The sequence below is a fragment of the Streptomyces sp. NPDC001068 genome, assembly GCF_042897315.1.
Classification (GTDB): Bacteria; Actinomycetota; Actinomycetes; order Streptomycetales; family Streptomycetaceae; genus Streptomyces.
Genome location: NZ_JBIAYD010000004.1, coordinates 218,704 through 236,895 on the forward strand (window position 1 = coordinate 218,704; position 18,192 = coordinate 236,895).

Annotated in this window: 19 protein-coding genes and 1 riboswitch; of the genes, 8 read left to right on the top strand and 11 right to left on the bottom strand. The window is 72.5% G+C overall.

What is annotated here, in order from left to right; translation table 11 throughout:
- Positions 1–58 precede the first annotated feature (58 nt).
- Together ACFY3I_RS13250 and ACFY3I_RS13255 are read right to left on the bottom strand one after the other, a co-directional pair.
- A complete protein-coding gene (locus tag ACFY3I_RS13250; protein WP_390860636.1) occupies positions 59–1,954 on the bottom strand; it encodes an anthranilate synthase family protein in 1,896 nt (631 codons plus the stop codon).
- Between the two features lie 98 nt (positions 1,955–2,052).
- Positions 2,053–2,109 (bottom strand): trp operon leader peptide, encoded by a 57-nt coding sequence (locus ACFY3I_RS13255; RefSeq protein ID WP_111582571.1) that lies wholly within the window; start codon positions 2,107–2,109, stop codon positions 2,053–2,055.
- A gap of 105 nt (positions 2,110–2,214) precedes the next feature.
- Here ACFY3I_RS13255 and ACFY3I_RS13260 point away from each other — a divergent pair, with 105 nt between their 5' ends.
- Positions 2,215–3,567, top strand: a complete 1,353-nt coding sequence (locus ACFY3I_RS13260) for a class II 3-deoxy-7-phosphoheptulonate synthase (protein ID WP_365283026.1) — start codon at positions 2,215–2,217, stop codon at positions 3,565–3,567.
- Between the two features lie 170 nt (positions 3,568–3,737).
- Positions 3,738–3,980, top strand: coding sequence for a (2Fe-2S)-binding protein (locus tag ACFY3I_RS13265; protein WP_365283027.1), 243 nt, complete (start codon positions 3,738–3,740; stop codon positions 3,978–3,980).
- A gap of 24 nt (positions 3,981–4,004) precedes the next feature.
- Here the strand turns inward: ACFY3I_RS13265 and bfr are convergent, their stop codons facing one another.
- On the bottom strand, positions 4,005–4,487 hold the full coding sequence (bfr, locus tag ACFY3I_RS13270; RefSeq protein ID WP_365283029.1) for a bacterioferritin: 483 nt from the start codon (positions 4,485–4,487) through the stop codon (positions 4,005–4,007).
- Between the two features lie 198 nt (positions 4,488–4,685).
- On the opposite strand from bfr, the gene ACFY3I_RS13275 reads away from it, so the two are divergent.
- On the top strand, positions 4,686–5,318 hold the full coding sequence (locus ACFY3I_RS13275; RefSeq protein ID WP_390860637.1) for a sulfite oxidase-like oxidoreductase: 633 nt from the start codon (positions 4,686–4,688) through the stop codon (positions 5,316–5,318).
- 31 nt (positions 5,319–5,349) lie between these two features.
- Here the strand turns inward: ACFY3I_RS13275 and ACFY3I_RS13280 are convergent, their stop codons facing one another.
- The 6 genes from ACFY3I_RS13280 to thiO all read right to left on the bottom strand — a co-directional run bounded on the left by ACFY3I_RS13280 (position 5,350) and on the right by thiO (position 11,185).
- The gene (locus ACFY3I_RS13280) at positions 5,350–5,856 is read right to left on the bottom strand and encodes a DUF4396 domain-containing protein (RefSeq protein ID WP_390860638.1); all 507 of its coding nucleotides are present in this window, start codon (positions 5,854–5,856) and stop codon (positions 5,350–5,352) included.
- A 94-nt stretch (positions 5,857–5,950) separates the two neighbouring features.
- Positions 5,951–6,838: a deoxyribonuclease IV gene (locus ACFY3I_RS13285; RefSeq protein ID WP_390860639.1), complete on the bottom strand. Its 888-nt coding sequence runs from the start codon at positions 6,836–6,838 to the stop codon at positions 5,951–5,953.
- A gap of 34 nt (positions 6,839–6,872) precedes the next feature.
- Positions 6,873–8,798, bottom strand: a complete 1,926-nt coding sequence (gene pknB, locus ACFY3I_RS13290) for a Stk1 family PASTA domain-containing Ser/Thr kinase (protein WP_390860640.1) — start codon at positions 8,796–8,798, stop codon at positions 6,873–6,875.
- A gap of 222 nt (positions 8,799–9,020) precedes the next feature.
- A complete protein-coding gene (locus tag ACFY3I_RS13295) occupies positions 9,021–9,815 on the bottom strand; it encodes a thiazole synthase (protein WP_390860641.1) in 795 nt (264 codons plus the stop codon).
- 3 nt (positions 9,816–9,818) lie between these two features.
- On the bottom strand, positions 9,819–10,019 hold the full coding sequence (gene thiS, locus ACFY3I_RS13300) for a sulfur carrier protein ThiS (protein ID WP_351732427.1): 201 nt from the start codon (positions 10,017–10,019) through the stop codon (positions 9,819–9,821).
- The gene (gene thiO / locus ACFY3I_RS13305) at positions 10,016–11,185 is read right to left on the bottom strand and encodes a glycine oxidase ThiO (protein ID WP_390860642.1); all 1,170 of its coding nucleotides are present in this window, start codon (positions 11,183–11,185) and stop codon (positions 10,016–10,018) included. The genes thiS and thiO overlap by 4 nt, the downstream gene beginning before the upstream one ends.
- Positions 11,183–11,294, bottom strand: a riboswitch (TPP riboswitch). (Overlaps the previous gene by 3 nt.)
- 128 nt (positions 11,295–11,422) lie before the next feature.
- On the opposite strand from thiO, the gene ACFY3I_RS13310 reads away from it, so the two are divergent.
- The 5 genes from ACFY3I_RS13310 (at position 11,423) to ACFY3I_RS13330 (ending at position 15,876) form a co-directional block, all read left to right on the top strand.
- Positions 11,423–12,673 (top strand): NAD(P)/FAD-dependent oxidoreductase, encoded by a 1,251-nt coding sequence (locus ACFY3I_RS13310; RefSeq protein ID WP_390860643.1) that lies wholly within the window; start codon positions 11,423–11,425, stop codon positions 12,671–12,673.
- An 81-nt stretch (positions 12,674–12,754) separates the two neighbouring features.
- Entirely contained in the window at positions 12,755–13,120 is a 366-nt protein-coding gene (locus ACFY3I_RS13315; protein WP_365283045.1) for an Rv2175c family DNA-binding protein, read from the top strand.
- A gap of 34 nt (positions 13,121–13,154) precedes the next feature.
- Complete coding sequence (gene thiE / locus ACFY3I_RS13320; protein WP_365283047.1) at positions 13,155–13,802, top strand: thiamine phosphate synthase; 648 nt, start codon at positions 13,155–13,157, stop codon at positions 13,800–13,802.
- A gap of 116 nt (positions 13,803–13,918) precedes the next feature.
- Positions 13,919–14,842 (top strand): methylenetetrahydrofolate reductase [NAD(P)H], encoded by a 924-nt coding sequence (gene metF / locus ACFY3I_RS13325; protein ID WP_365283049.1) that lies wholly within the window; start codon positions 13,919–13,921, stop codon positions 14,840–14,842.
- 56 nt (positions 14,843–14,898) lie between these two features.
- Positions 14,899–15,876: a hypothetical protein gene (locus ACFY3I_RS13330; protein WP_390860644.1), complete on the top strand. Its 978-nt coding sequence runs from the start codon at positions 14,899–14,901 to the stop codon at positions 15,874–15,876.
- Positions 15,877–15,906: 30 nt separating this feature from the next.
- On the opposite strand, the gene ACFY3I_RS13335 is transcribed toward ACFY3I_RS13330, so the two are convergent.
- Both ACFY3I_RS13335 and ACFY3I_RS13340 read right to left on the bottom strand, forming a co-directional pair.
- The gene (locus ACFY3I_RS13335; protein ID WP_390860645.1) at positions 15,907–17,415 is read right to left on the bottom strand and encodes a phytoene desaturase family protein; all 1,509 of its coding nucleotides are present in this window, start codon (positions 17,413–17,415) and stop codon (positions 15,907–15,909) included.
- Between the two features lie 47 nt (positions 17,416–17,462).
- On the bottom strand, positions 17,463–18,077 hold the full coding sequence (locus ACFY3I_RS13340; protein ID WP_390860646.1) for a DUF4126 domain-containing protein: 615 nt from the start codon (positions 18,075–18,077) through the stop codon (positions 17,463–17,465).
- Between the last annotated feature and the right edge of the window lie 115 nt (positions 18,078–18,192).

The following is an 18,192-nucleotide window of genomic DNA, read 5'->3' on the forward strand; positions in this document are numbered from 1 at the left end:
CCCGGAACGGTTCGCCGACGGGCCGGGACGGGACCCGGCCCGTGTGGTGACGTCCGGGCTACCGGGACGGCCCCCGCCCGGCGAACGTGCCGGTGCCGCGGATCTGCCCGATCAGCTCCCGCACCACGGTCGCGCCGTCGAGGGAGAGCACCGACTCCGGGTGGAACTGCACCCCGGCGAACCCCGGTCCCCGCAGGGCGTGCACCTCGTCGTCGGCCGCCCGGCTCACCTCCACGCCGTGCGCCGCCAGCTCCCGCGCCGCCTCCTCGTCGCAGCGGGCCACGAAACTGTTGTAGAAGCCGACCGTCTCGGGCCGCCCGAACAGGTCGACGGTCGTCTGCGCCCCCTGGTGAGGCACCCTCTTGCGCACGATCTCCAGGCCCAGCTCGGCCGCGATCAGCTCGTGCCCGAGGCAGACGCCGAGCACCCCGTGCCGGTGCTCCCGGATCACGGTCGCCGTGAGTTCGCGCAGGAACCCCATCTTCGGATCGTCCAGGTCGCACGGGTCACCGGGCCCCGGACCGAGCACCAACGGCCCCTGGTGGGCGAGCGCCGCCGCCCGCAGACCCGGCTCGTCGTAGCGCCGCACGGTCACGTCCAGCCCGGCCGCCCGCAGCACGTGGGCGAGCATCGCCGTGAACGTGTCCTCGCCGTCCACCACCAGCGCGTGCCCGGCCAGCTCACCGGTCCGCTCCTGCATCCGCAGCCAGAACGGCGCCAGAGCGGCCCGGCGCCCGTCCAGCGCGGCCCGCACCCGTGGGTCGTCGGCCAGCCGGGGCCGCGCCCCCTCGTCGAGCGGCCGGGCCGGCCGGACCCCGAGGGCCGCGAGGACCCCCGCCGCCTTCGCGTGCGTCTCGGCGACCTCGCCCGCCGGGTCCGAGCCGCGCACCAGGGTGGCGCCGACCGGGACCCGCAGCCCGCCGTCCGCGCCGATGTCCGCCGTGCGGATCAGGATGGGCGAGTCCAGGGTCTGGGCGCCGCCGGAGTCCCGGCCCAGCAGGGCCAGCGCCCCCGCGTAGTAGCCGCGCCCGACCCCGTCCTGGCCGAGGGGCTCGTGGCGCTCGATCACCCGGCAGGCGTTCTGCACCGGCGAGCCGGTGACGGTCGCCGCGAACATGGTCTCCTTCAGGACATCCCGCACGTCCAGCGAGGACCGGCCGCGCAGTTCGTACTCGGTGTGCGCGAGATGGGCCATCTCCTTGAGCCGGGGCCCGACCACCACGCCCCCCATGTCGCCCACCGTGCACATCATCTTGAGCTCCTCGTCGACGACCATCGACAGCTCCTCGGTCTCCTTGCCGTCGGCGAGGAAGCCGAGCAGGTGCTCCGGGGTGGGCCCCTCGGCCGGATAGCGGTACGTCCCGCTGATCGGGTTCATGACCACCGTGCCGCCGGACATCCGGACGTGCACCTCGGGACTGGCGCCGACCAGGGTGCGGTCCCCGGTGTGCACCACGAACGTCCAGTACGCGCCCCGCTCGCCCTCCAGGAGCCGCCGGAACAGCGCCAGCGAGTCGGCCCGGCCGAAGCCCGGGATCCGTCCCCGGTACGTCCGCCGGATCACGAAGTTCGCGCCCTCGCCCCGGCCGATCTCCTCGCGCAGCACCCGGCCGACGATCTCCGCGTACTCCTCGTCCTCGACGTCGAAGCCCCCGTCCTCGACCCGCACCGCGTGCGCGGGCAGCTGGGCCAGGGCGTCCGCCAGCGGCAGGGTGTGGGTCTCCTCGGGGGTGAGGACCAGCAGGGGCGTGCCGTCGTCGCGGACGTCGAAGCCGCGCTCGCGGATCTGGCGGAAGGGGATGAGGGCGAGCCCCTCCTCGGGCAGGTCGGCCAGCCGGTCACGGGGGGTGACCGGGCCGAGCAGAACCTCCACCGTGCTCTCGTCGTGGCCCGGGGTGCGGCGGCGGAGCAGGGCGAAGGGGCGGTCGTCGTGGAGCAGCCGGGTCAGGTTCATGATTCCTCTGCGGTCCCTTGCAGGTGGGAGAGGAGCGGCCCCGGAAACGCCGAAGGCCGCCCCTCGGGCGGCCTTCGCGAAGTCTTGCGTACGCGCAGTCAGTGGGCCGCCGGAGAAGCGGTCCACCACCAGTTCTGGTTCGAAAGCGCGAACATGCCGAAACCCTACCGCACCCGACGCCGTGTCCACAGGACAGTCACCGCGTCTCATCAGTCGAGCCAGGGAAAAATCAGGCGACACGACCCCGTAATGTCTACGGGGTGACAGTGAACGCTAAGACCAGCACGAGCGCTGGCAACACCTGGCGAGACCTGCCCGCGGCGCAGCAGCCCGAGTACCCCGACGCCGAGGCTCTGCGCGCAGTCGTCGCGGAGCTGGAGTCGTATCCGCCGCTCGTCTTCGCGGGCGAGTGCGACCAGCTGCGCGACCGGATGGCGGCCGTCGCCAGGGGAGAGGCGTTCCTCCTCCAGGGCGGCGACTGCGCCGAGGCCTTCGACGCGGTGTCGGCCGACCAGATCCGCAGCAAGCTCAAGACCCTGCTCCAGATGGGTGCCGTGCTCACGTACGCGGCGTCCGTGCCCGTGGTGAAGGTGGGCCGGATCGCCGGCCAGTACTCCAAGCCGCGCTCCAAGCCGACCGAGACCCGGGACGGCGTGACGCTGCCGACCTACCGGGGCGACTCCGTCAACGGCTTCGCGTTCGACGAGTCCTCCCGCGTCCCGGACCCCGAGCGGCTGAAGCGGATGTACAACGCGTCCGCCTCCACGCTGAACCTGGTGCGCGCCTTCACCACCGGCGGTTACGCGGACCTGCGCCAGGTGCACGCCTGGAACCAGGACTTCGTGAAGTCCTCCCCGTCGGGCCAGCGCTACGAGCAGCTCGCCCGGGAGATCGACAACGCCCTGAACTTCATGCGGGCCTGCGGCGCGGAGCCCGAGGAGTTCAAGACGGTCGAGTTCTTCTCCTCGCACGAGGCGCTGCTGCTGGACTACGAGTCCGCCCTGACCAGGGTCGACTCCCGCACCGGCAAGCTCTACGACGTCTCGGCGCACATGGTGTGGATCGGTGAGCGCACCCGGCAGATGGACGGGGCGCACATCGAGTTCGCCTCGAAGATCCGCAACCCGATCGGCCTCAAGCTCGGTCCGACGACCACGGCCGAGGAGGCGCTGCGCTACATCGACCGCCTCGACCCGGACCGCGAGCCGGGCCGGCTGACCTTCGTCGTCCGGATGGGCGCGGACAAGGTCCGCGACAAGCTTCCCGAGCTGGTCGAGAAGGTCACCGCCTCGGGCGCGACCGTGGCCTGGGTGACCGACCCGATGCACGGCAACACCTTCGAGGCGGCCTCCGGACACAAGACCCGCCGCTTCGACGACGTGCTCGACGAGGTCAAGGGCTTCTTCGAGGTGCACAAGACGCTGGGCACCCACCCGGGTGGCATCCACGTCGAGCTCACCGGCGACGACGTCACCGAGTGCGTGGGCGGCGGTGACGAGATCTTCGTCGACGACCTGCACCAGCGCTACGAGACGGCCTGTGACCCGCGTCTGAACCGCAGCCAGTCCCTGGACCTGGCGTTCCTGGTCGCGGAGATGTACCGGGACCAGTGACGCCGGGGCCGGTGGGTCCGGCGGCACGGTGACACGAAGTGGGGCGTGGATCACATGCGATCCGCGCCCCGCTCCACTTTTGCGCCGCCCGGGTGATGGGTAAGGTTAGGTTTGCCTCACCGGTACTCGGGACGGCACCACTGATCGATCCCGGCGGGAGGTGAATCCGCGTGTACGTCTGCAGCTGCTTCGGGGTGACCGAGGCGCAGGTCAAGAAGCACGCGGAGGACGGTGCCTGCACCCCCCGCCAGATCGCGTCCGCCTGCAAGGCGGGGACGGACTGCGGTTCGTGCGTCCGTCGGATCCAGGCCATCCTGGGCCGGGGCGCCTGCCCCCGCCGTGAGCTGGCCGACCAGGGCCGCCCGGTGCTGGCCGAGGTCGACGCCCTCGACGGGCTGGACGAGGCGGCCTAGCCCCGGCTGCGGCGGTCCGGCCGCTCAGCTGCTCTCGGGCTGGTTGATGATCTGGGAGATGTAGAGCGCCTCGCCGAGCTTGTCCACCAGGTCCAGCTGGGTGTCGAGGTAGTCGATGTGGTGCTCCTCGTCCTCCAGGATGGACTCGAAGATGTTCGCGGACGTGATGTCGCCCTTGTCGCGCATCACCTTGATCCCGCGCTTGAGGCGGTCGATGGCCTCCACCTCGACCTGCTTGTCGGCCTCGAACATCTCCTTGACGGTCTGCCCCACCCGCACGTGGAAGAGCCGCTGGTAGTTGGGGAGCCCTTCCAGGAACAGGATCCGGTCGGTGAGCACCTCGGCGTGCTTCATCTCGTCGAACGACTCGTGCCGGGTGTACTTCGCGAGCTTGTACCAGCCGAAGTTCTCCTGCATCTTCGCGTGCAGGAAGTACTGGTTGATCGCGGTGAGCTCACCCGTGAGCTGCTCGTTGAGGAATTCGATGACCTCGGGGTCGCCCTGCATCGCAGAGGCTCCTTCCGCATGGGTTGCGTGGGGGATGCACTGGTGTGTGCGGCGCATGATTGCACCGGCATGGAAGATCGTCCAGTAAGTGCTGACTTAGTAAGTAAGGACATGCTTGGCGTCAGTTGACCGATTTGATGATCTGTGGGCGGTCTGCCTGGTCGGATGCACCACTTTCGGTCTGTCAGGATGGAAGGCATGGGTCATCCGGTGGAGCACGCGTCGAGGGGGAGGGCGGGTGCCGGGCTTCCGCCGGGGCAGCGACTGCAGCGCGGCTGGCCGGTGACGCACTACGGGCCGGTGCCCAAGTTCCGCCCCGAACGCTGGGAGTTCAGGGTCTTCGGCGCCACCGCCGAGGCGGGCCCGCAGGTCTGGAACCACGAGCAGTTCACCGCGCTGCCCTATGCGACCGTGGTCGCCGACCTGCACTGCGTGACGAAGTTCAGCATGCTGGGCGCCGAGTGGGGCGGGATCCCGGCGCGGACCGTCCTGGAGCTCGCACCGCCCGCCCGCGACGTCACCCATGTGATGGTGTGGGCGGAGTACGGCTTCAGCGCCAACCTGCGCCTCGCGGACTTCGCCGCCGACCGCACGATCTTCGCCACCCACAAGGACGGTGAACTCCTCACCGCCGAGCACGGGTTCCCGGTGCGTCTGGTCGTCCCCCAGCTGTACGCCTGGAAGGGGCCCAAGTGGGTCCGGGGCATCGAGTACATGACGGCGGACCGGCGCGGCTTCTGGGAGGAGCGCGGCTACCACAACCTCGGCGACCCCTGGAAGGAGCAGCGCTACTCCTACCAGGAGGGGCCGGGGGACGGTCCCGAGCTCTGAACTCCGCGCGGTGCCGTCACGCGCGGTGAGGTCAGTGGTGGTACCGGTGCACCACCGCGTGCCCCCTGCCGCGGCCGATCGTCCACTTGTTGACCGGGGTCGTCACCACGAACGCGATCGCCAGCGAGACGGCCAGCGAGATCCAGAACAGCGCGTCGCCGAGCTGTGCGTCCGTCGCGGCCGGCCAGACCAGGATCGTGCCGTTGTCGATCAGCTCCATCACGGCGATCGACAGGGTGTCCGCGGCCAGCGCCACCCGCAGCGCGGTGCGCAGGTCGACGCCCGCCCTCAGCACCCCGCGCATGGTGAGCGAGTAGCCGAAGAAGAACGCCAGTACGATCGCCAGCAGCGTGGTCGGCAGGTTCCCCCAGCCGAGAGCGGTGCCCACGACCATGCCGAGCACCTCGCCGACGGCGCAGCCCGTGAGGCAGTGCAGGGTCGCCTGGGCGGCCATGGCCCAGGAGGCACCTCCGGAGCCGTGCGCGCCTTGCGTGCCGTGCGCTCCGTGGTGTTCGTGCAGTGCGTGGTCGTGGTCCATGGCTGATCCCCGATGTCAGGTGCGGATCCCTCTCGACACCTCCAACGTATATACCCCCAGGGGGTATTCCGGAAGGGGTCGGCCGGCGGCCCGGTCAGCCGTCGCGCAGCCGCTTGAGGCGCTCCACGTCCGCCGCGTGCCCCTCCGTGCCGCCGGGCGTCTCGATGATCAGCGGCACGCCCGCGGTCGCCGGGTGCGTCATCAGCTCCCGGAACGGGTCCTCGCCGATGTGCCCGGCGCCGATGTTCTCGTGCCGGTCCTTGTGCGCGCCGACCACGTCCTTGGAGTCGTTGGCGTGGATCAGCTTCAGCCGCCCCTCGCCGACCGTGTCCACCAGCAGGTCCAGGGTCCGGTGCATCCCGCCGGGCCCGGTCAGGTCGTGTCCGGCGGCGAACACGTGGCAGGTGTCCAGGCACACGCCCAGCTTCGGATGCGCGTCGAGGGCCTCGAAGTACGGCCCGAAGTCCCAGGTCCGCGAGCAGAGCGAGGCGCCCTGCCCGGCGGTGGACTCCAGGAGCAGGAACGGGTCCTCGTCATGGGTCAGCTCGTCCAGGAGCGGCAGCAGGTACGCCCGGACCTGCTTCAGCGCCACCTCCCGGGTCCGCCCGCCGGTGGCGCTGCCGGTGTGCACGACGACTCCCCGGGCCCCGATCTCCCGGCCGCGGCGCAGCGAGTGCCGCAGCGACTCCACCGACTTCCCCGCGGTCGCCTCGGTGTGCGAACCGAAGTTGATCAGGTACGGAGCGTGCACGTACGCCGGGAGGGACTGCTCGGCGCAGGCCGCGCGGAACGCCTCGTCCTGCTTCGGGCTGCCCGCCGGGGTGGCCCAGCCGCGCGGATTGGCGACGAAGACCTGCACGGTCTCGGCCTTCAGCTCACGGGCGTACGACAGGCCCACCGAGGCCAGACCGCCCGCCACCGGGACATGGCCGCCCACCGGGTTCCGGGCGGGACCTGGGGGAGGGGACGGGTGGCTCTTCACCCGTCAAGGGTGTCACGCCGCGGGCCGTACCCGGTCACCGGATGGTGATGGCGATCGTCGACCCCTTGGGCGCCTGCTGCCCGCCGGTCACCGACTGCTGCTTCACGGTGTCGCCGAACAGTCCGAGCAGCCCGCGGTCCTCCTTGACCCGGAAGCCGGACTTCTCGAGCAGCCTGGTCGCGTCCTCGACGGTGGCCCCGACCACGTCCGGCACCTCGACCATCTCCGGACCCTTGGACAGGGTCAGCGTCACCGTGTCGCCCTCGGCGGCCTGCGCGTCGCCGCCCGGGGTCTGCCGGGCCACCTGCCCCTGGTCGTACTCGGAGGTGACCTCGGTGGCCGACACGGTCACCTTCAGCCCGGCCTCCTGCAGTTCCCGGCGGGCGTCGTCGAGGTCGTCGCCGGTGACATCGGGGACCTCGACCGGCGAGCCCTTGCTGACGACGAGCGCGATCGCCGTGCCCGCGTGCCGCTCGCTCCCGGCGCCCGGATCGGTCGAGATGACCGACCCCTTGGGCACGTCGTCGCTGAACTCCCTCGTCACCATGCCCGGTTCGAGTCCTTCGGCCTTCAGCAGTTCCCTGGCCCGGGCCTGCGCCCGGCCCTGCACGTCGGGCACCTTCACCGTCTCCGGGCCGTCCGAGATGGTCAGTGCCACCGAGTCGTTGCTGCGGATGCGCCGGCCGGCCGCCGGGTCGGTGCTGATCACCGTGCCCCTCTTCACCGTGTCGCTGTAGGCGTGCTCGACCTTCCCGATGTCGAGGCCGGCCTCCTGCAGGCGCGTCGTGGCCTGTGCCTCGGTCTTCGACAGCAGCGGCGGGACCTTGGTGAACTGCCCGGAGTTGATGTACCAGATCCCGGTGCCGGCGCCGAAGAGGACCAGCACGGCGACGACGAGCGTCACCGGTCCGCGCCGGGACCGGCGGCGGGCCTCGTGCCGTCGCTCCGGCACCGGCGGCGCCTCGAACCTGCTGGTCGTCAGGACCCGGTCGTCCGGCTCGTCGACGGGCAGCGGCCGGGGCACCGTCAGCGACCGCGGGATGACGCTCGTCCGGTCCTCGGCTATGTCGTGCCCCTCGGCGAGCGCCTGCGGCGGCACGGCGTCCAGCTGGTCGTCGCGCAGGGCGGCCCGGGTCTGCCGGGCCAGGGCCAGCAGCGCGACGGCGTCGTACGGGCGGAGCCCGGGATCGCGGGCGGTGCCGTGGGCGACCAGTTCGTCCAGCTCGCGGGCGAGCCCCGGCACGACAAGGGACGGCGGCGGCACGTCCTCGTGGAGGTGCTTGTAGAGGATGACCGCGGGCGAGTCCGAGTCGTGCGGCTTCTGCCCGGCGAGCATCTCGTAGAGCATGACCCCGCACGCGTACACGTCGACGCGGGGATCGGCGACCCCGCTCTCGATCTGCTCCGGCGCCAGGTAGGCGACCGTCCCGAGGACCGCCCCGGTGGTGCTGGTGACGCTGTTCACCGACCGCACGAGCCCGAAGTCGGCGACCTTGACCCGCCCGTCGTCCCCTATCAGCACGTTCTCGGGCTTCATGTCCCGGTGCACGAAACCGGCGCGGTGCGCCGCGCCCAGCGCGGCCAGCACGGGCTCCAGGATGTCCAGCGCGGCCCGCGGCTGCAGCGCGCCGCGCCGAACCAGCACGTCGCGCAGGGTGCAGCCGGCGATGTACTCCATCGCGAGGTACACGTACGGCCCGGCGGTCCCCTGGTCGAAGACCTGGACGACGTTGGGGTGGGCCAGCCGGGCGACGGACTTGGCCTCCCGGATGAATCTCTCGACGAAGGAACCGTCGGCGGCGAGCGCCGGATGCATCACTTTCAGCGCGAGCACCCGGTCCAGCCGGACGTCCAGGGCCCGGTAGACCGTGGCCATCCCGCCGACGGCGATCCGCGCGTCGACGCGATAACGGCCGTCGAGCACCTGCCCGACCAGGGGGTCCTGAAGCGTCGTATCCACCCCGCGAGTGTACGAGCCCGGGCCGAAACCCCCACAGGTGAGACAGATTTCCCTACCGGACTACAACAGACCTGTGACGCAGCCGCCCGTCCGCGCGCGGTGCCGGGCGGCCGGGTCCCGCCGAGTCGCGCCGGGCCGGCACCGGCGCGATCCGCGCGGGCGCCGCTTCCGTCCCGGCCCGCGGCCGATCGGGTGATGCCCGGACGGCCTCGGCGGCCGGCGTCAGAAGGCGGGGCGTTCGGGGTCCAGGGCGGCCACGCCCTCCGTGGGGGACGAGGCCTGCGCGAAGTGACGGAAGGGGATCCGCCCGGCCAGCCGGGCCAGCCGCCCCGCCTCCACCCCGGCCCGCATGGCGGACGCCATCCGTTCGGGATCGTGCGCCCGGGTCACCGCCGACGCCAGCATCACCCCCGCGCACCCCAGCTCCATCGCCAGCGCGACGTCGGAGGCCGTACCGGCCCCCGCGTCCAGGATCACCGGCACGCGCGCGTGCTCGACGATCAGCCGGAAGTTGTGCGGGTTGCGGATCCCGAGCCCCGACCCGATGGGGGAGCCCAGAGGCATCACCGCGGCGCACCCGACGTCCTCCAGCCGCCGGGCCAGCACCGGATCGTCGTTGGTGTACGGCAGCACCGTGAACCCGTCGTCGACCAGCGTCTCCGCCGCGTCGAGGAGCTCGATCGGATCCGGCAGCAGGGTCCGCTCGTCGGCGACGACCTCCAGCTTGACCATCGAGGTCCCGAGCGCCTCCCGGGCCAGCCGGGCCGTCAGCACCGCCTCCCCGGCGGTGAAGCACCCCGCCGTGTTCGGCAGCACCCGGATCCCCAGCCGCTCCAGGACCGACAGCACGGACCCCCGTACCCCCGGATCCACCCGCCGCATGGCGACCGTCGTCAGCTCGGTCCCGGACGCCACCAGCGCCCGTTCCAGCACCTCCAGGCTCGGTGTGCCCCCGGTCCCCATGATCAGCCGGGACGAGAAGGCCGTACCCCCGAGCACGAACGGATCGTCGGCCATGGCTCAGCCTCCCTGTACGGCGGTCAGGACTTCCACCCGGTCACCCTCGGCGAGCGCCGTACCCGGCCACTCGCCGCGCGGTACGACGGTCTCGTTGACCGCCGCGGCCACCCCGGAGGGCGCGGCCGTCAGGGACTTCACGAGCGTGTCGAGAGCGGTGCCCGGGGTGATCTCCCGGCGCTCCCCGTTGACGGAGATGTTCATGCGGTCTGCTCCAGGAGTACGCCGGGGACGGGTCCGAAACGCTGCGGCGTGAACGGGCGGGCCTCTTCGGGCAGCTCCCCGCCGGTGAGCAGCTCCGCCATCACGTCTCCCGTGACGGGCGTGAGCAGCACCCCGTTGCGGTGGTGCCCGGTGGCCAGCAGCAGCCCGTCGAGACGGGTCGGCCCGAGCAGCGGCGCGTTGTCGGGGGAGCCGGGGCGCAGCCCGGCCCGGGTCTCGGTCAGCGGCAGCTCGGTGATGCCGGGCACCAGCTCGTGCGCGTCGCGCAGCAGCTCGTACACGCCCCCGGCCGTGACCGTGGTGTCCCAGCCCAGCTCCTCGCTGGTGGCCCCGACGACCAGCTCGCCGTTCTCCCGGGGCACCAGGTAGAGATGTCCGCCGCGCACCACGGCCCGTACGGTCCGGCTCAGGAACGGCGCGTACGCGGCGGGCACGGTCAGCCGCAGCACCTGCCCCTTCACCGGCCGCACCGGAGGGAGCGCGTCCACGGGCACCCCGGCCAGGCGACCGCTCAGGCTGCCGCCGGCGAGCACCACCCGGTCCGCGGTCAGCAGGTCGCCCGAGCGGGTGACGGCACCGGTGGCCCGCTCCCGCACCACCTGCAGGCGCTCGGCCCAGTCGCGGTGGAACACCACCCCGGCGCGCTCGCAGGCGGCCACCAGCGCGGCCGCCAGCCGGCGCGGGTCGATCTGATGGTCGCCGTCGACCCGCAGCCCGCCGCGCACGCCCGGCGCCAGCATCGGCTCCAGGCGCCGGCACTCCCGCCCGGACAGCCACTCGGAGTCCAGCCCCGACCGCTGCTGGAGGGCGTGCAGGTCGCGCAGGTGCGCCCGGTCGTCGGCGTCCAGGGCGACCGCGAGCGTGCCGCAGCGGCGGTAGCCGAGGTCGTGGCCGGTGAGTTCGGTGAGCTCGGCCGCGAAGCCGGGATAACGGCGGGCGGAGGCCAGGTTGAGCCCCAGCAGGGTCTGCTCGCCGTGGTGCAGCTCGGTGACGGCGGCCAGCATCCCGGCCGCGACCTGGGCGGCCCCGCCGCCGGGGTCGGGGTCGGCCACGGCGGTGCGGAGACCGCGCTGCGCGGACCGCCAGGCCGTGACCAGGCCGATGATTCCGCCCCCGATGACGAGGACGTCGGACGTATGCGCGGACATGGGCGTCCAGCCCCTCCCTTCGCCGGCATGACCCGGATCAGGTTCGTACGGTCGGAGGCCGCCAGCCTCCCTCTCAGCCCGGTGCGTCCGGGCTCCCGCGTGTGCTCTCCGCAACCCTAGCCCGCGGAGCTCCGCCCCCGTAAGACGGCCTCGGCCCGCACTGTGGAACAGGTCACCCGGCACGCCCCCTGACTGACTCTTCGTCAGTTGTCTATCGTTCTTGTCCATGGTGATCACGTGAGCGAGCAGACGCAGCGACGGAGCACGTCACAGACGCGGCGCGTGGTCGTCGTGGGCGCGGGCATGGCCGGGGTGCAGACGGCCGTGGCCCTGCGCGAACAGGGCTACACCGGCACCGTCACCCTGATCGGCGCCGAGCCGCACCAGCCCTACGACCGGCCGCCGCTCTCCAAGGCGGTGCTGCTCGGCAAGTCCGAGGGCTCCGCCTTCGAGGTCGACTTCGAGGCGCTCGGCATCGACCTGGCGCTCGGCCGCGAGGCCCTCGGGGTGCGCCCCGCCGACCACGAGCTGGACACCGAGGGCGGACCGGTGCCCTACGACGTCCTGGTGCTCGCCACCGGCGCCGAGCCGATCACCCTGCCCGGTACCGAGGGCGTCCCCGGCGTCCATCTGCTGCGCACCCTGGACGACGCCGAGCGGCTGCGGCCCGTGCTCGCCCGGCAGCACGACATCGTGGTGGTCGGCGCCGGCTGGATCGGCGCCGAGTTCGCCACCGCGGCCCGCGAGGCCGGTTGCGCGGTCACCGTGGTCGAGGCCGCGGACCGCCCGCTCGCGGGAGCGCTCCCCGCCGAGGTCGCCGCCCCGATGGCCGCCTGGTACGCCGACAGCGGCGCCGACCTGCGCACGCACGCGCGCGTGGCGGCCGTCGAGCCCGGCGCGGTGGTGCTCGACGACGGCTCGCGGGTGCCCGCGGGCGCCGTCGTCGTCGGCATCGGCGCCCGTCCCGCGACCGCCTGGCTGGCCGGCTCCGGCATCACGCTGGGCGCGCACGGCGAGGTGCTCGCCGACGAACGCCTGCGCACCACCGTCCCCGACGTCTACGCGGTCGGCGACTGCGCCTCCTTCCCGTCCGGCCGCTACGGCGAGCGGCTGCTGGTCCACCACTGGGACAACGCCCTCCAGGGCCCGCGCACGGTGGCCGCCGGCATCCTCGGCGAGACGGACGCGGTCTACGACCCGGTGCCGTACTTCTGGTCCGAGCAGTTCGGCCGTTTCGTCCAGTACGCCGGTCACCACGCGGTCGCCGACCGCATGGTCTGGCGGGGCGACCCGTCCGGACCGTCCTGGAGCGTGTGCTGGCTCCGTGCGGACCGCCTGGTCGCTCTGCTGGCGGTAGGCCGCCCACGGGATCTGGCCCAGGGCCGACGCCTGGTGGAGGCGGGCACCCGCATGGACGCGGACGCCCTGTCCGACCCGGCCCGCCCGTTGAAGACCGCGACCGCGGCGCCCGGCCAGGAGGCGAGGTGAACGGCGTGAGCGGCCCCGGCGGTGCCGCGCCCGGGCGGCCACCCATCGCGGCCCGGCCGGCGAAGCGCCTACCCTTGTACCGTGACCGAGATTGACGCAAAGACCGATGCTCTCGTCCCCGCCTGGCTCACCGTCCCCGACATCGCAGAGATGATGGACGTCGAGGTGACCCGCGTGCGCCAGCTGGTAAAGGACGGCCAGCTCATCGCCGTACGCCGTGGCGAGAACAGGGCGCTGCACATCCCCGCCGCCTTCATCGACGGGGACAAGGTCGTCAAGGGCCTGTCCGGGACCCTGACGCTCCTGCGGGACGACGGCTTCACGGACGAAGAGATGCTGGAGTGGCTCTTCACGCCCGACGAGACCCTGCCCGGCACCCCCGCGCAGGCGCTCAGCGAGAATCGTGGCACGGAGGTGAAGCGCCGCGCCCAGGCGCTCGCCGTCTGAGGCAAGCCGGTACCGACACCACGGGGGACACCGAATGACCGACACCGCCCGCGCCCAGCTGGCCGACGCCCGCCTGTACCTGTGCACGGACGCCCGCCGGGAGCAGGGTGATCTCGCCGCGTTCCTGGACGCGGTACTGGCGGGCGGTGTCGACATCGTGCAGCTGCGCGACAAGGGCATGGAGGCCGCCGAGGAGCTGGAGCACCTCGCGGTGTTCGCCGACGCCTGCGCCCGGCACGGCAAGCTGCTGGCGGTCAACGACCGCGCGGACGTGGCCCACGCGGCCGGTGCCGACGTGCTCCACCTCGGCCAGGGCGACCTGCCGGTCCCCGCCGCCCGGGCCGTCCTCGGCCCGGACGTCCTGATCGGCCGCTCCACGCATGCCGAGTCCGAGGCCGCCGCGGCGGCCGTCCAGGACGGCGTGGACTACTTCTGCACCGGCCCCTGCTGGCCCACCCCCACCAAGCCGGGCCGCCCCGCTCCCGGCCTCGGTCTGGTCCGGTACACCGCCGCCCTGGGCACGGACCGCCCCTGGTTCGCCATCGGCGGCATCGACCTCGGCAACCTCGACCAGGTGCTGGACGCGGGCGCCCGCCGGGTGGTCGTGGTCCGCGCGCTCACCGCGGCCGACGACCCGGGCGCCGCGGCGGCCGAGTTCGCGAAGCGGCTGCGGTCGGTGTGACCGTCCGGCGCACACCGTCCGGAAACCTGTCCAGTATCCGGACGCGCGGCCGACAATTCGCGGCAAATCCCCCGAGTCCGGTTGGGTGACCGTGCTCCCCTGGCTAACCTGCGGGTATGGCCCTCGGAACCGCATCCACCAGGACTGACCGCGCGCGTACCGTGCGTGACATGCTCGCCTCCGGCAAGACCACGTACTCGTTCGAGTTCTCGGCGCCGAAAACCCCCAAGGGCGAGCGGAACCTGTGGAACGCGCTCCGGCGGGTCGAGGCGGTCGCCCCCGACTTCGTCTCCGTGACCTACGGCGCCGGCGGTTCCACCCGCGCGGGCACGGTCAAGGAGACCCAGCAGATCGTCGCCGACACCACGCTCACCCCGGTCGCCCACCTCACCGCGGTCGACCACTCGCTGGCCGAACTGCGCAACATCATCGGCCAGTACGCGGACGCCGGGATCCGCAACATGCTCGCGGTGCGCGGCGACCCGCCGGGCGACCCGATGGGGGAGTGGGTCGCGCATCCGCAGGGTCTGACCTACGCGGCCGAACTGGTGCGGCTCATCAAGGAGTCGGGCGACTTCTGCGTGGGCGTGGCCGCCTTCCCGGAGATGCACCCGCGCTCCGGCGACTGGGACACCGACGTGCGCCACTTCGTCGACAAGTGCCGCGCGGGCGCCGACTACGCGATCACGCAGATGTTCTTCCAGCCCGAGTCCTACCTTCGCCTTCGCGACTCGGTCGCGGCGGCGGGCTGCGAAACCCCCGTGATTCCGGAAATTCTTCCCGTCACCAGTGTGAAGATGCTGGAACGGCTGCCCAAACTCAGCAACGCTTTCTTCCCGGACGCCCTGAAAGAGCGGATCCTCACAGCCAAAGAGGATCCGGCGGCGGTACGCTCCATCGGTATCGAGTTCGCCACGGAGTTCTGCGCACGGCTGCTGGCCGAGGGCGTCCCCGGACTGCACTTCATCACGCTCAACAGTTCCACGGCGACGCTCGAGATCCACGAGAACCTTGGCCTGCACCATCCCCCGCGGGCCTAGACCGGCCGCACCGGAGTACGACACACTGCGTAGCGGTAACTGGGAGAGGGGCGTACATGGGCTGGACGGTCCTCTACGTAGCGTTCGGCATCGTCGCGTTGTGGTTGCTGGGCGAGGTCCTGCTGCAGTACAAGGCGCGGCTGCGCTGGCGGCTGCTCGCCTTCGTCGGCTTCGTCGGTGTCGTGTTCGGTGTCCTGATTCCGTCGGTGATCGTCATCGGTCTGGGCGCGATCGCCTTCGCGGTCGGCCAGACCTACGTCACGCTGTCGTTCCGCCGCGGCTTCGAGGCCGGCTGGGCGGTCAAGCGCCCCGGCGCGGACGACGAGGACGGCCCGCTCAAGCGCCGCCGCGGCGAGCCCGGCGAGGAGCCGGATCAGGAGGGGCCCGACCCGGACGCGGCCGACGCCGGCCACACCGACCAGCGCGCCGCCTACGTCACCGGGGCCAACCCGGCCTATGGCGACGAATACGACCGCGACGACGTCTTCTCCTCGGCCCGCCCGAACGAGCCCGCGGCCGCCGAGTCCACGGCGGTGTACGAGCCGCAGCCGATGCCCGACGACACCGGCTCCTACGGCATATACAACGAGCCCGGCTACACCCCCGCCGGCGACCCCGCCTACGCGACCGCCGGCCAGGACCAGAGCTACGCCGCCCAGGGCACCGACCAGAACTACGCCTACGACTACTCGGGATACGCCCAGCAGCAGTACGGCTACGACACCGGCGGCCAGCAGAGCTACGCCAACTACTCCGACCCGTACATCGGCAACCAGACCTACGGCGGCGCCGGGTACGACCAGTCGTACAACACCCAGCAGTACGACCAGCAACAGGGCTACACCCAGGACCAGTACGGCAACGGCGGCTACGGCGAGACCCCCGCGGGCGGTGTCTGGGTCCCGCAGCAGCGGGCCGACGAGACCTACGGCGGTGAGCTCCCGCAGGAGCAGCAGTACCCCTACCAGGGCGACGGACAGAACGGGCAACAGGCCAGGCCCGGCACCGGGTACGACGAGCAGTACCGTTTCTGAAGCCGCGGTGGCGGGCGGGAGGGCCGCGCCTCACCGCGAGCCGCGGAACTCCGGCCCCTCCACGATCAATCCGGCCACCAGCGCCCCCGACATCCCCGCGTGCGGCAGCCCGCCGCCCGGGTGGGACCAGCCTCCCGCGGTGAACAGGCCCGGCAGCGCGGTGGTGTTGGACGGGTGGAGCACACCCTCCGCCGAGGCGAGGGCCGGCGGGGGAACCGCACCGCCGACCGCGCCGGTCTCCCGCTCGGTGTCCAGCGGGGTGCGCACCTCACGCCACAGCAGCCGCTCACCCAGCCCCGGCACGGCACGTTCGGCGGCAGCCGTCATCCGGTCCGCGAAGGCGTCGGCGGCTCCCGGCGCGGCCCAGTCGTACTCCGTGGCCGACGGCACCGTCGCCGTGATCACCACCGCCTCGTGCTCCGCGTCCGGGCGCAGCGCCGGGTCGTCCGGCCGGTCCACGACGACCGTCGGAAGGTCCGGCACCACCCCGTGCCGGAACAGGTCCAGATCGCCCTCGCCGTCGGCCGCGTGCACCACCGTGCGGTGCACGGCACCCGGCTCCCGCGCACCGCGCAGCGCCAGACACACCACCACCCGGCCCGTGCAGCGGTCCTCGGGCTCCGGACGCACCTCCCCCGCGCCGTACAGTTCCCGGCCCGCGACCATGCCGGCCAGCCGCCACGGCCCCGTGCCGACGACGAAGTCCGCCTCCGCCACGGTCCCGTCGGCCAACTCCAGCCCGGACGCCCTGCCTTCGTCCTCCAGGACCCGGGCGACCTCGGCGCCGAAGACGAACCCGACCCGGCGCCGCAGGCACCGCTCGTACACCGCACGCGCCAACTCCCGCATGCCGCCGCGCACATACCAGGTCCCGAAGGCGTGCTCCAGGTAGGGCAGCACGGCCGCGCTCGCCGGCGCGGTCCCCGGGTCGAGGCCGTTCGCGAGCGCGTGGCCGTCCAGCAGCTGGACCAGCCGGGGGTCCCGCAGCTCCCACGCGCCGATCTCGGCCAGCGTGCTCGCCCGGCGGGTGCGCAGCAACCTCTTGTGCGGCACCGCCGGGTAGGGCTCGCGCTCGGCCAGCACCTGCCAGTTCGGCCACAGCGGCTCCTCCAGGAGGGGGCGCCGGGTGCGGTCCCAGGCCTCCCGGGCGCGCACCAGGAAGTCGCCCCAGCGCTGTCCGGCGCCGGCGCCGAGAGCCTCGTCCAGGGCCGATACGACACCCGCGCGGGACGCGTTCGGCAGGGAGACCGCGGTGCCGTCGGCGAAGACGTGCCGGGACGACGGGTCGACCTGGACCAGCCCGACGCACTCCTCCAGCGGCTCCTTGCCGGTCTTGACGAACAGGTCGCGGTACACGGCGGGCAGCGGCAGCAGCCCCGGGCCGGTGTCGAAGCCGAACCCGTCGCGCTCGAACCGGCGCACGGCGCCGCCGTACGTCTGCGTACGCTCGTACACCGTCACCCGGTGGCCCGCGACGGCCAGCCGCGCGGCCGCCGCCATGGCGCCCATCCCGGCGCCGATCACCGCAATCCGTCCCATGCCCGCGACCTTATCGACCGCGACCGGCAGCCCGGCGCGGCGGCCCGTCAGTCCGGTGGTCCGCCCACCTGGGTCGCGAGCCGGCGTTCCTCCCGGCGCTGGGCCCTCCGGCGCCAGAACCGCCGGATCCGGGAGACCAGGAACACCAGCACGATCAGACCCGTCGCCAGCAGCACCGACGCGACGACCGCCGCCGCCAGCGGGTGGAACATCGCGAACGACACGATCCCGGCGACCCCGAGATCCTCGGCGAAGCTCAGCACGATGTTGCTGAACGGCTCGGGCGAGGTGTTGACCGCCATCCGGGTGCCGGCCTTGACGGTGTGGCTGGCCAGCGCCGTCGAACCGCCGACCAGCCCGGCCACCACGTCGTTGAGCGAACCGCTCTGCCCGGCGAGCAGCGCCCCGACCCAGGCGCCCGCCACCGGACGGACCACCGTGTGCACGGAGTCCCACACCGAGTCGACGTACGGGATCTTGTCGGCGACCGCCTCGCACAGGAAGAGCACGCCCGCGACGATCAGCACCTCCGGGCGCTGCAGCGTCTCGGGGACCTCGTCGCTCAGGCCCGTCGCGCCGAAGAAGCCGAGCAGCAGCACCACCGCGTACGCGTTGATTCCGCTGGCCCAGCCGCTGGTGAAGACCAAGGGGAGTACCGACACGGACGCGATCGTAGCCAGTCGGCGCCTCCGCGTCCCGGGCATCGGCGCGCGGAGCTGAGTACGCGTACCCAGGGGACGAGTTGAGTACGCGCGCGGATGGGCCGCGACCTGCGTG

Coding starts and splice junctions, on each gene's coding strand:
- thiO (WP_390860642.1), bottom strand. CDS start 11,185: ATGTCCGCGCATACGTCCGACGTCCTCGTCATCGGGGGCGGAATCATC.
- ACFY3I_RS13275 (WP_390860637.1), top strand. CDS start 4,686: ATGGGTCATCCGGTGGAGCACGCGTCGAGGGGGAGGGCGGGTGCCGGG.
- ACFY3I_RS13280 (WP_390860638.1), bottom strand. CDS start 5,856: ATGGACCACGACCACGCACTGCACGAACACCACGGAGCGCACGGCACG.
- thiS (WP_351732427.1), bottom strand. CDS start 10,019: ATGAACATCTCCGTCAACGGGGAGCGCCGGGAGATCACCCCGGGCACC.
- ACFY3I_RS13330 (WP_390860644.1), top strand. CDS start 14,899: ATGGGCTGGACGGTCCTCTACGTAGCGTTCGGCATCGTCGCGTTGTGG.
- metF (WP_365283049.1), top strand. CDS start 13,919: ATGGCCCTCGGAACCGCATCCACCAGGACTGACCGCGCGCGTACCGTG.
- bfr (WP_365283029.1), bottom strand. CDS start 4,487: ATGCAGGGCGACCCCGAGGTCATCGAATTCCTCAACGAGCAGCTCACG.
- thiE (WP_365283047.1), top strand. CDS start 13,155: ATGACCGACACCGCCCGCGCCCAGCTGGCCGACGCCCGCCTGTACCTG.
- ACFY3I_RS13335 (WP_390860645.1), bottom strand. CDS start 17,415: ATGGGACGGATTGCGGTGATCGGCGCCGGGATGGGCGCCATGGCGGCG.
- ACFY3I_RS13250 (WP_390860636.1), bottom strand. CDS start 1,954: ATGAACCTGACCCGGCTGCTCCACGACGACCGCCCCTTCGCCCTGCTC.
- ACFY3I_RS13295 (WP_390860641.1), bottom strand. CDS start 9,815: ATGGCCGACGATCCGTTCGTGCTCGGGGGTACGGCCTTCTCGTCCCGG.